10 protein-coding genes are annotated in these 12,500 nt (G+C 35.9%); 7 read left to right on the forward strand and 3 right to left on the reverse strand.

Annotated features, from left to right (window positions below; genetic code table 11):
- The 6 genes from GYA49_04595 to GYA49_04620 all read left to right on the forward strand — a co-directional run bounded on the left by GYA49_04595 (position 1) and on the right by GYA49_04620 (position 6,143).
- Positions 1 to 2,382, forward strand: coding sequence for an FtsX-like permease family protein (locus tag GYA49_04595; protein NMC36295.1), 2,382 nt, complete (start codon positions 1 to 3; stop codon positions 2,380 to 2,382).
- Positions 2,383 to 2,424: 42 nt separating this feature from the next.
- A complete protein-coding gene (locus GYA49_04600; GenBank protein NMC36296.1) occupies positions 2,425 to 3,492 on the forward strand; it encodes an efflux RND transporter periplasmic adaptor subunit in 1,068 nt (355 codons plus the stop codon).
- Positions 3,493 to 3,562: 70 nt separating this feature from the next.
- Complete coding sequence (locus GYA49_04605) at positions 3,563 to 4,621, forward strand: MFS transporter (protein NMC36297.1); 1,059 nt, start codon at positions 3,563 to 3,565, stop codon at positions 4,619 to 4,621.
- A gap of 34 nt (positions 4,622 to 4,655) precedes the next feature.
- Complete coding sequence (locus GYA49_04610) at positions 4,656 to 4,910, forward strand: hypothetical protein (protein NMC36298.1); 255 nt, start codon at positions 4,656 to 4,658, stop codon at positions 4,908 to 4,910.
- A complete protein-coding gene (locus tag GYA49_04615) occupies positions 4,907 to 5,284 on the forward strand; it encodes a hypothetical protein (GenBank protein NMC36299.1) in 378 nt (125 codons plus the stop codon). Before GYA49_04610 ends, GYA49_04615 begins: the two co-directional genes overlap by 4 nt.
- Positions 5,285 to 5,483: 199 nt before the next feature.
- Complete coding sequence (locus GYA49_04620; GenBank protein ID NMC36300.1) at positions 5,484 to 6,143, forward strand: hypothetical protein; 660 nt, start codon at positions 5,484 to 5,486, stop codon at positions 6,141 to 6,143.
- On the opposite strand, the gene GYA49_04625 is transcribed toward GYA49_04620, so the two are convergent.
- Positions 6,144 to 7,277, reverse strand: coding sequence for a hypothetical protein (locus GYA49_04625; protein NMC36301.1), 1,134 nt, complete (start codon positions 7,275 to 7,277; stop codon positions 6,144 to 6,146).
- Between the two features lie 345 nt (positions 7,278 to 7,622).
- Positions 7,623 to 9,170: an AarF/ABC1/UbiB kinase family protein gene (locus GYA49_04630; protein ID NMC36302.1), complete on the reverse strand. Its 1,548-nt coding sequence runs from the start codon at positions 9,168 to 9,170 to the stop codon at positions 7,623 to 7,625.
- Positions 9,171 to 9,841: 671 nt separating this feature from the next.
- Between GYA49_04630 and GYA49_04635 the strand changes: the two genes are divergently transcribed.
- Positions 9,842 to 10,423 carry a hypothetical protein gene (locus GYA49_04635; protein ID NMC36303.1) on the forward strand — a complete coding sequence of 194 codons (582 nt, stop codon included), beginning with the start codon at positions 9,842 to 9,844 and terminating at the stop codon, positions 10,421 to 10,423.
- A 366-nt stretch (positions 10,424 to 10,789) separates the two neighbouring features.
- Here GYA49_04635 and GYA49_04640 read toward each other — a convergent pair whose 3' ends face one another.
- Positions 10,790 to 12,442 (reverse strand): DUF2341 domain-containing protein, encoded by a 1,653-nt coding sequence (locus GYA49_04640; GenBank protein NMC36304.1) that lies wholly within the window; start codon positions 12,440 to 12,442, stop codon positions 10,790 to 10,792.
- Positions 12,443 to 12,500: the final 58 nt, after the last annotated feature.

Raw genomic sequence — 12,500 nt, forward strand, 5'->3', positions numbered from 1 at the left:
ATGAATCCTCGATGGAACAAAGTTTGGCGTGATTTGTGGGCCAACAAAAGTCGGACTATTGTTGTGGTTTTAGCTATTGCTGTAGGAGTTATGGCTTTTTCTTCAGTTTTTATTACCAGAGCTGTGTTACTCAAAGACATGAACACTCAATACACAGCTATTAATCCTTCCAGTGTAATTTTACGTTTTCGGGATGGTTTTGAGCCTGATTTGGTCAACTGGATCGAAACTCAAAAAGGAGTTAAAGCAGCTCGGGCCACTGGTGGGACTTTGGTGCGGATCTTTACTCCTCAAGGTGCTAGAAATGTGGAATTAATTGCCCTAAATGATTATGACAAAATTTTAGTGAATCAAGTTACTCCAGAAACTGGGTCTTGGCCACCCCAACGTAAAGAACTAATTTTTGAGCGGCGTTCGGCTTTAGCTCTCCCCTACCAGTTGGGTGATGATATCGAAATTGAAACGCCAAAAGGCCGGCAAAAAACCTTAAACTTTGCTGGAACAGTTCATGATTTACGAGCTATACCAGCTAATCTGTTTCCTCAGTTTACGGCTTATGTTTCTTTTGACACGATCCGCTATTTGGATGAAAGTGATGTCCTTACCAGTCTGGAAATCCAAACTGACGATACAATTAAAACTAAAGACAAAGCTTTAGCTTTAGGGAATCAGCTTAAAAAAGACTTAGAAAATCGAGGTTTTGAGCATATCAGTGTTAGAGCTGAAGATCCCAACAAACATTGGAGTCAGGATGTAACCAGTGCTTTTGTGATGATTCTGACTATTATCGGAGCTTTTTCCTTAGTGTTATCTTTGTTTTTAGTTTTCAACACAGTTTCAGCTATTGTAGTTCAGCAAAAAAAACAGATTGGCATTATGAAAGCCATTGGAGCTAAACGGCTCCAAATTAGTATTTTATTTTTAGCTATGGCTTTAAGCTACGGTTTCCTATCGCTTTTAGTAGCCATTCCAGTTGGAGCCTTGTTGGGTTATGGAAGCTTAGCCATGGTAACAAATTTTTTAAATTTGGAAATTTTAGATTTTCATATTCCGCCAATGGTACTAGCTATGGAAACAGGTATTGCTTTAGTAGTACCGGTTATTGCTGCTTTAATTCCTATTATTCAAGGTACTAAGATTACCGTTCGAGAAGCTATCAGTGATTATGTGGTAGCTAAACAGCAAAAATCCTGGCTTAATTCTTTATTAACCGAACTGACGATGTTGTCGAGGCCAATGGCAGTTTCATTACGTAATACCTTCCGGCAAAAAGGCCGACTGATTCTAACGTTGGTAACTTTAACAATAGCCGGAACACTCTTTGTCAGTGTAATTGGAGTGCGCAGCTCTATGGTTGTTGAGCTCAATAATATTTTGGAACTGAATAACTATGACATGGAACTGTATTTTGATGGGACGTATGATAGCCAAAAAGTCACTACTGATACTCAAAAAGTTGAAGGCGTAGCAGAAGCTTATACTCCACTAAATATTTCCGGTGAGTGGCAAAAAAATAGTGGCTCAGAAAGTGATCAAAAGGAATTCATCCCGATTCAAGGATATATACCCAACTCTCAGTTTTCACTGGTTACTATTACCAGGGGCCGGAATTTACAACGCAGCGACAGTAACCAAATTATTATTTCCAATAAATTTTTGCGAGATGATCCAAGCATAGAAGTAGGTAAAACGCTAACCTTTACTATTAATGACAAAGATTATGATTTTGAAATTGTCGGTGTGTACCTGCTAGCTGATACTAAAATGGTTTTGGTAAACAGCAATTATTTGCGCAAAATCGTGCCAGATGCTGATCAAGCTAGTAGTGTTCAGATCAAAACTACCAAGCATGATTCAGCCTTTTTGATAAGTTTTGCTAAGACTGTCGAAGAAAGCATGAAACGACGGGGTTATGATGTGGCTTATTCTCTAACGATTGACAGTATTCGCAGCGCTTCTGCCGGTCAATTTGATTTTCTGGTGGGATTTTTGATGATGATGGCGGCTTTAGTAGCGGTAGTTGGTGGCCTCGGCTTAGCTGGCACCATGTCTTTAAATGTTTTAGAGCGAACTAGAGAAATTGGAGTAATGCGCTCAATTGGTGCTTCAAACAGCTCGGTGTTTAGATTGGTTATTGTGGAGAGTTTAAGCATCGGTTTTATTAGTTGGTTGATCGCAGTGCCTTTATCAGTGCCTGTAGGATTAGGTTTTTGTTATGCTTTGGGAACAGCTTTTTTTGAAGAAGTTTTACCATATGTTTTTTCACCAGTTGGTATGCTTATCTGGTTAGTGTTGGTTATTGTGATTGCTGTTTTGGCTAGTATAGCTCCTGCTAAAAAAGCAGTTAGCCTAACTGTCAGAGACACTTTATCATACGAATAAAACTTTTTTGAAATATCTGGTAAAATACAGCCTGTATAAACTATGAATAAGATTTTTGCTTGGTTTTGGAACCATAAATTTAGATCCATCATTCTTCTCCTGATTATTGGAGCGGTTATTTTTTACGTGATCAAAAAAAACCAACCACCCAAAGTTGAAACAGCTACAGTTAGCAAAGGTGAGATTACCAGCATTATTGAAGCTTCTGGTCAAGTCATGGCCCAAGAAACTGCGGATTTAACATTTAGTGCTACTGGTAAAATTGCCTGGGTTGGAGTTAAAAAAGGTGACCAGATTAGTAGGTGGCAAGCTTTAGCTAGCTTGGATCAGCGGGAACTGCAGAAACAACTTAAAAAAGCTTTGCTTACCCAGCAAACAACTCGGAATAATTTTGAAAATACCATTGTTGATTATGATTACGGAATTAGCTCAGTCAATAATTATGATATTCAAACTAGAGGCGATGAAGACTTGGTGATCAAGCGGCTACTTATAAATAATCAAATTTCTTTAGATAGTGCAACGCTGGATGTAGAAATAGCCGATTTAGCCAGAGACTATGCTACTTTGATTAGTCCCATTTCAGGTACTGTAGTCAATGATGGTAGTCTAAAACCCGGGCAGTGGTTAACAGCTGCCAATCTTAGCAGTAAAGCAATTCGGATTACTGACCTTTCAACGCTTTATTTTCAGGCTAATATTGATGAAGCTGATTATGCCAATATCCAAATTGGCCAAGCAGTTATCATTACCTTAGATAGTTTTCCTGACAAAAAAATAAATGGCACAGTGACTTTTATTGGCAAAGAAGGTGTCAAAAAAACTGGTGGTAGTGTCCAAATTCCCATTGATATTGCTATGACTAATGCTCCCTTAGGAGTAGTAACTGAACTGAATGGGGATGTAAATGTAATTTTACAGAAAAAAAATAATGTCTTGAAACTTGATAAAACGTTTGTTCACAAAGAGGATGACAAGTACAGTGTCAATATTTTAGATAATAATAAAGTCATTTCTAGGCCAGTCAAAATCGGTCTTATCGGTCCGGATAATTACGAGATTATAAGCGGTTTAGCTGAGGGTGACCAAGTAGTCAATGTGGTGAAATAGAAAAATACTAATACCTTTATACTCTAGCTATACTTTCAATTTTCCATTCAATCTGCCATGATATATTGGCATGTCAGACAATTTTTTAATCCTTGGATGGTATGGTTTTGCCCATTTTCTGGTAGATGCTGCTTGTGCTGGTTTAGTATACTCTCTTTCTATCGGTTCCCAGTTTGCAGGTTTAAATTTTTTCTTCCTGATTGTTCTATACAATGTGTTTGCATTTGGTTTTCAGCCACTTATTGGTTTTATTGTTGATAGCTATCGACTACCTCGTTTTTCTGCAATCATTGGCTATGGTTTGATTGTAATCAGTCTTTTAGTAGCTAGTCTTCTACCAACACTCTCATTTTTCTTAGCCGGTTTTGGCAATGCCTTTTTCCATGTTGGTGGAGGAATTGTCAGCCTAAGTATAAACCCAGGCAAAGCAACAGCTCCTGGTTTGTTTGTAGCTCCCGGAGCACTAGGTTTATTTATTGGCATGATAGCAGGTAAATCAAACACCTCTTTGTTCTACTGGGTTGTTTTACTGCTGTTGGCTGGTGTGACAACGCTGTTATTACCTGCTCCCAAAACTATTTATAACTATATTAAAAAGGTAGCTAAAATCCGCTACGGGACCATTATAATTTTACTTTTACTTGCTTCTATTTCGGTTCGGGCACTGGTGGGTATGGCTGTATTTTTTCCCTGGAAAAGCAACATACTTTTATTGGCAATTTTGACTTTGGCAGCCGGAAGCGGCAAAGGTATGGGTGGCATTGTGGCTGACAAATTGGGTTGGGTAAAAACCAGTGTGGGTGCTTTAGTACTTTCAATACCCTTTTTATACCTGGGTGCTGCTTATCCCCTTTTAGGTATTGCCGGTATGCTTTTGTTTCAGATGACTATGCCCGTTACACTGGTAGCTTTAGCAATGCTGCTGCCAGGCAGTCCCGGTTTTACCTTTGGTTTGACAACCTTAGCCTTGTTGCTAGGAGCTTTGCCGGTTATGTTTGCCTATCACGGATTTTTCACCCAGCCAATTATCAATAGTCTTACCATTGTGGGTTCAGCCGCCATACTATTTGTAAGTTTGCGATTGTTTTTTAAAACAGCAGCATCAAAACAGCTAGTTGTTCACGAATAAATCACAATCTATACTAAAAATAGCACTGCTGCCTATGATAAAACCTAAACTGTATATACCCATTTTTCTATTTCTGGTTTTAGGATCATTAGTTAAACCAGTTTTTGCCTTAGCCGACCTAATTTCTCCTGGAGAATCAATTTATCGCAACGATCTTTTTAATGGGCAAAGCGGAAATTACGAAATTAGCACTGAAGGCTATCTTATTGGTGCTGTTGTAGCTACTGTTGTTACTATTTCATTCATTTTGCTTCTTAAGATCAGATATAAACAATCAAAGAAAAAATGACGTCTTTATTTCTTTACTTTCTAACTCTGACTCTAACTATCGTTATAGAAATTTTAGTTGGTGGCACAATGCTTGGCTGGAAAAATAAGTTATTTTTAACTAGCATTGTTTTGGTCAATCTGATTACCCACCCCCTGCTCAATTACATTCTCTATCTCGATACATACTTGGGATTTTTGGGATCAAGATTTTTTGCTACAGTCATGCTTGAAGCTTTGGTAGTACTTGTGGAATGGCGGTTACTTGTTTTTGCCATGAGATCATTTTCAGTGCAATTATTTAAATTATCTCTTATTATGAATGTTATGTCATATCTTTTGGGATCCTACTTTTTAGTTATATTTGCCATGATCTATAACGTGGTTGTCTTCTAGAGTATTTATGACCTTTGATCAGCTCATGCTTTTATTGTTATTGTTCCTATGCAAAAACTCTTCATTGTCTTCTCTTAATATCGACCTGTTCTCGAGTTATTAAGTTTTAGATTGTCTGTGAAAATAATAATATTTTTAGAGATATTTTCATTAATTAACAAGCTCAATATTATTTATTATTATATTGTAAAATAGCCTTGTGAATTTTTTCCTAAAAGGCTTTCTATTTTTACTATTAGGTTCTTTTCTCTCAGTTTTAGTATTTATCTTACTAAATAATAATATTTTCAGTAAAACCTTTGTTTTTGAAGGCAATAAGCAGCAATATCAGCCAACAAACTTTTCTTTGGAAGATGCTCCAGTAGAATCGCTGCGAGGGACTATTGCCACTAGAAGCGGAGAGATTTTGTGGCAATCCAGAGTTGCGACAGAGTCTTCAACATTAGTTGATGACATACAGTTTCAGCAGGGAGAAATGGTAGAAACCAAGAAAAATGGGACAATTGAAGTCAAATTTACCGATGCCGCACAGGTTGATATATTTGAAAATACTAAGGTTGAAATAGTCCAAACCTTACCGGTCAATTTGGTTTTTAACCAGTTCAAAGGCAAAGCTCAATATAAAAATTTAGGAGTAGCTCCAGTTTCAGTCAGGTCTATGAATCTGTTGGTAAATTTAGTTGAAGGTTTAATGGACATCGATGTGGACGATCAAACTGGAGAAATCACTGTAACTTTAGATGAAGGACAAGCCAAAGTAGCGTATAACAGTGCAGAGTTTGAAAGTCAGATTTGGGATTTGGAAACAGGAGATATATTTATCTATGACAGCAATGAAAGACAAGGTTTTTTTGAGTAATTACTTATAATTTTTAACCGGTTCTAAAATAGTATTTCCTTCATAGCCAAGGGCCCAGAAGGCCATACCACCCAGCTTATATTTTTCAACAAGATCAATTTTTTCTTGGATAGCTTGAGCATCCGGATAAAAAATTTGGTGATAGGTTTTATATGCTTGGTCATAATAAATAAGGTATGATTCTTGGGAATTAGCTTCTATCTGGGCACTACAAGTGGCGCAACTGGCCAAAAACTCCTCTACCCTTTCATTACTAGCTGTGATGCCTGAACTAGGAATGGTGGCTGATCTAGGATAGTCAGTTAGGGTTTCCCATTCATAACCATATAAAGGAATGCCAAGGATAATTTTATTTTTGGGGATAACTTCTAGCGCTTTTTGGATACCAGTTTCAACATCAAACTCACTATCAATTCCAACTCCACCTACTGGGGCTACGGCGCCACTTACTTGTGAGCCAGGGTAATGATAATCATAAGTCATGAGGACAATATAATCGACATACGGTTCTACTGTTTCAAGATTGATCAGCCTACTTTTGATTAAATCTGTAGGGCTGGCATCAATAGTTAGGGTTGTATTAATCCGACTTTTAAACTCTTTGACAAAGGCAGTGAAATTTAATCGAGCCGATTCTGAAGCATAAAAAACATTTTCAATATCAAGATTTAGATCAGTAAATCCATACTGTTTCATAATTGGATTAATTTCAGAAGCTAAAGTTGCAGCATGAGAAGCTGGCTCGGAAACTAATTCGTTAATAACGTCCGGATCACCGCTAAAAATTAAAAGGGAGTTTTGTAGATTTTTGGAAGGAGTAAATTTACCGGAATTTAGAGCATGCCAACCCGGCTCAGCTTCACCGGGATTAGTATATTTTTGAATACTACCATCAGAATTAACAGTTAATCCAAAATAAGTAATATTGGTCAAATACTCTCTATAATCTTTGTCAGTTTTATCAAGGAGCCAGTATGGTAGAAAACCAATAATATGCTGGGTGTTTTGTTTTTGAAGAGGTGAAAGAATAACTGATTGAGGATTTTTATCAACGAGATAATTGACTAAAAAGAAAGTAATGGCAAATCCTACAATAGTTATAAAGGTAAAGATCAGGATGTTTTTTATATTCACCCACTCATTTTAACATGGCCTTTTTAAAAAGATATTAAATTTGGAACTTTTAAAGTTAAACATTAAAAACCCTTTTTGAGATATATGAAAATTATTCTTATGAAACAAATGCCGCAAATTCTAATGAGCAAAAAGGCCAGGGGGATTAAACTTTGTTTTAATAAGAATAGCTGGTTATAGCGATTATAACTAGAAAAATGGAAATTATAACTTTATGTAAAGATAATAACGATATCTTATAAAGACTAAGAAGCCAATAATTTTTGGTTTAAAAAACTAACCCTAAAAATACAAATTCGGATGTAGCTACTTATTTAAGAATGGATAAAAATTCAGCTGCCATTTTTATTTAATATCTTTTCTAATTGTTAGAAAAATACTAATGATGATGATAAAGGAAATTATATAACCTAAAATACCAAAAATAGAAAAACCACTAATTAAAGGTGGTAAATTGCTTCTAATAATAAGTGATGAAGCAACAATAGCCCCAGTAGCAAGAATACCACTAGTTAATCTGCTGCTAGCTTTATTAATCGTTTGATTTAGATCTTCTAAACCTTCGTGATCAAGTTTGATTTCATATTTCCCCTTTATGATTTTTTGTAAAAGAAGCAGAAGATCATTGGGAAAAGACTTCATAACCCAAAGGTTTTCTTTTAAAAATTGATTTAAATCACTTATTATTTTGGCAGGCTGAAACTGTTTGCTTAACATTTTTTGAGCATAAGGGATCATGTTAGCTGTAGGATTAAATTGGGGATCAATTTGATTGCCGACGCCTTCTAAAATAATCAGGCAACGTATAACTAAAAGCATGCTCGATGGAAGTCTGATTTGATAGTGATAAACAAGGGTAATAAATTTATTAAGAATTTCTGAAATGTTGACGTTTTGCAAATCAGTGCCGTAGTAGCGGTTGAAAATATCATCCAGATCCTCTTTAAAATTATCAGTCTTGCAATCATCTGGAACCATACCTTCGTTGATAAATAAAGAAATGATGCTGTTAATATTTCTGTCTGAAATGGCAATCAAAAGATTGGTTAAAAAATCCTTAACTTCTGTGTTCAAAAATCCCACCATGCCAGCATCAATAAAACAGACAACATCATCTTTCATGATAATCAAGTTGCCTTTATGAGGATCAGCGTGGAAAAAGCCGTCCTCAAAAATCTGTTTATATACAGCGGCAATGCCCCGCTCTGCTACTAAGTTTCGGTTATGTGTAGAATCTTCTTTAAGGATAGAATCAATCTTGGCTCCATAAATATACTCCAGAGTTAAAACATAGCGGTTGGAATATTCGCGATAGACTTTGGGAAAGTAAATTTCGAGAATATCACTAAAATTCCTCCGGAAATGATCAAAATTATCAGCTTCTAACCTAAAGTCAATTTCTTTTTCAATTGACTTTTCAAATTCAGAAACTAAATGAACTAGTTCATAGCGTTTTAATTCAGGGATATTTTTTTCAGCCAACAAAGCTAATAAATGCAGCAACTCAATATCTTTACGGATATTTTTTTCCAAATTAGGCCGTTGGATTTTCACAGCGACTTTTTCTCCTGTTGATAGCTCTGCTAAGTGTACTTGGGCAATTGAAGCTGAGGCTAAAGGCTCCTGACTAAAATTTGTAAATACTTCAGAAAGTGGTTTCTTAAAAGTCTTTTTAACAATTTTTCCAACTTGGCTAAAACTAAAAGGCTCAACTTTATCCTGCAATTTTTCCAATTCATGAATAACATTGCGAGGAAGTAGGTCCGGATGGCAACTGAGAGTTTGTCCGAATTTAATATAAGTAGGGCCTAAATCTTGAAAAATACACTTAATCTTTTGACCTACAGTCAAATGAGTAACTTTTTTCTTATTACCGACAATGAATTTAGGCAAATGCAATTTTTCTACGATTTAATCAAGTTCATATTTAGATAAAATTTGGGCAATTTCTTGCAGTCTTTCAAAATGATCTTTTATGAGTGATTTTTCAAGCATACTTTAAGTATACTATGTTTGAGAATATATTGAACATTAGCAAAAATAACTCTTTTAAAATAGATGGAGCCAACTCTTTTTCCTTACAGATATTCCCCTACAAAATTAGGAGCTTTTGCATTTATTGTGACCTTCTGATCATGACATATACTCGGCCATGATCTTTGGCAAAAGAAAGAGAGATATCGTATCCTGCTTCGGTCCAATGCAAACCGCCTAACTCATCAGTACTAAAATTATCTTTATCACTATACTTTTTTGATAGCTTTAGTGGTAGTAATTAGCTTAACTTGGTTTGAGTTTTTAAAATTTTGGAAAGGTAGGAAAATGCTGATTTAAAAAGCATTTACCAATAGTACAAAACAACCTCAAATAAGATGCGTTAGAGTTGTTTTATGTGTCTAATATCATTACTTTTTTAGTCACGTGTCTTCCACCTTATGCCTATATTGTTGTATAGTAAAAATATGTCGGCATTTTCGTTTTTGATAGCAATCCTTATGTTTGGATTTTTTTCCTACGAAATCTGGAAAAAAAGCAATAAGGTTATTTCAATCTTATATACAATTATGAGTGTTGCTATAATTTCCCTTCTTCTTTATAAAGAACAACTTGATTTTAGTGTTGGTGAGAATTTAGCTGATTTTAATAAGCCTTATATACAAATTATTATACAATTGATAATAGTTGGTGTTCCAGTTTATTTTCAAATAAAAAAGGAAGTTAAAACCACGAACCAATTCCAGGCTGATCAAGTTAAAAATATTACCATCAATATTGCTTTTTACCGAGCTGTCTATGCGTTTGGACCAATTTTGGCAGCCTACCTTATAGTCTTTAATCCAATGATTGAAAGCCTTTCCAAAATTCTAGGTAGCTCCTTTTTTGCAGCAGTAATTATTTCCATTTATGCCGCAATTTTATTTTTCCTGACACAGAAATTAGTAATCTATGCCTACCGTAAAAATAATAATACAATGCCAAATTTTGAATATCCTAGGGAAAATACACCACAAAATCAGGATTTACCCCAATTAGGAGTTAATAACATTGGAGTGCCCATGCTAACAGCTATGGTTTACTTAGCTTTTTCGTTTATTTCCCTGCTTGCAGTTGCGTTTGCCTTGTATCAAATGGGTTATGAATTGTAATAAAAACAACCCCAGGCAGGTTACATCGAGGTTGTTTTATGTGGTACTAAAACCATTTTTTTTGATCTTCTTTGCAGCTCATGCTTTGAACTGACATACCTACTTTAGGTTGAGCAGTTTGCTTATTTTCCTACAATTAAATATATTGGCCATAATTTCCTTATTAGTCTTCATTTGATTTGAGTGAAAAGTATATTTTATTTCATAGCTCAAGTATATGTCTGTCTTTTTTTGCAACATGTCAGGTCAAAATAATTTTTATACATAAATCAATCTAAGTCCATTAATATTCAAAAATAAAAATCAAAAGCGATTACAAATTAACGAACATTGTTCATGATATTGAATAAGTTGGCAATAGCTTAATTAAGCAAGAGGAATAGTTTTTCGAATAATTTTAAAACCTCCGATGATAGATAAGAAGAGGGTGAAATATAAAGCTAAATCAGTGAAGAGTGGGGCTTGATAAGAACTGCTACTACCTCCTGATGGTGCTTCTGCTTCCTCGCCTCCAGTTCCACTCAATCCAGCAATGACCCAGTAATCTATTCCGTTTACTGTTGTTTTACTTACACTACTATCACTAGTAGTCAGAAAATATTCATTACTACAGCCAGAAGTTACTTGTGCTAAAGAACTAGCATTTGGGCAAATTCTGACACGAGAGCCACCATTGTCAGGAATGTACAAACTAAAGCTTTCTCCGGAGCTACCAGGGATTGAAGTAAAACCGCCATCATAGTGCAAGACAGCTTTTTCACCGTCACTATCAACGGTTAGATCTGTCCAATCCCTATCTGCAGAAAAATCAACAGAAAAAGCAGCAACGCGGTAAGTACTTTTAGCAATAGCTACAGTTTGGATTCCAGTTTGACCGGAGCTGGTAACATCTGATTCTTCATCAGAAGCGAGAGTAATCTGAGTAGACTCAGGAGGATTAGTAATAACGTAACTGGGAGTATAAGTTGATTCCTCTCCAAAAGCCATGCTTGGTTCTGGATTGACATATTTGCGCACAAGAAACCAATCAGTATATATATAACCGGAAGCGCCAGCTCCTGGGTTTACCCACATGCCAGCATACAAATTAGCAGTAGGAATACTGGCTGGAGTAGTAATAGCAGTAGCAGAAATATCGTCATACATGATTTGCGCATTATCCGTATAACGACGATATTCGAAAACTTTCCAAGAAGCATTTTGGTTGCCAGCTGCTTGACCGACCCCGCTTCCGCTGGCATAGGTGACGAGATTATGTTCATCACTAGCCCAGTTGTATTTATTGTTATCAAGAATTACAGCATTGGCAAGATCAAAATAAGAAGTATGAGTATTATCAGCAAAGCCGCTGTATGAACAAAAATTAGCGCTAGAAGCAGAAAAGTACTGTTTGGCCCTAATGGCATACTGAGGCCCAAAAGCAGTTTTGGTTCTAAAGTAGGCTAAAACCCAAGATCCTGAGGATGATCCCGAAACCCTAGCGTAACCACCGGATTCATTATACGTAGCAGAACCAGATTGAGCAACATCCCAAAGAGAAGTATTGACAGAATTATCATCAAAATTATCGTAAAAAGGAAACGTATTGATGGCACTACTTAAGCTAGTGGCATCACCATCACCATAGTAAAGGTAAAAAGTGGCGGTACTAGGAGACTCAGGAATGCTGTCACATTCTACCCAAACAGTCACCGTATCTGTCGTAGAAGACTCAATCCAATAATCAAGCAATGTTTGTCCATCAGATTGGGTAAAACGGATGTCATTAAAACTATCTAAAACATTGTTATTTAGGTACACAGTAGCGCTAGTATCGGTGCCAGCATTTTTATTGACAGTGATTTTAACTTGATAATTAGTTTGCGAACCTGCAGAAGAGCCAGTAATAGTAATTTGTTTGCGATACGTATAGCCATCAAGCCAAGATTCACCAGTGGCATAAACCTGGCTAGTAAAAGCAAGGCCAACGGCTATAAAAAGAACAATTTTGGATATGTTGGAATAGTTAAATAGGCCCATTTAAAAATAATTTTCTATAGACTAGAATTATTATGAAATGTGTTTTGCTAAATTGCAA

The organism is Candidatus Beckwithbacteria bacterium, from assembly GCA_012797845.1.
Taxonomy (GTDB): domain Bacteria; phylum Patescibacteriota; class Microgenomatia; order UBA1400; family UBA1449; genus JAAZOH01.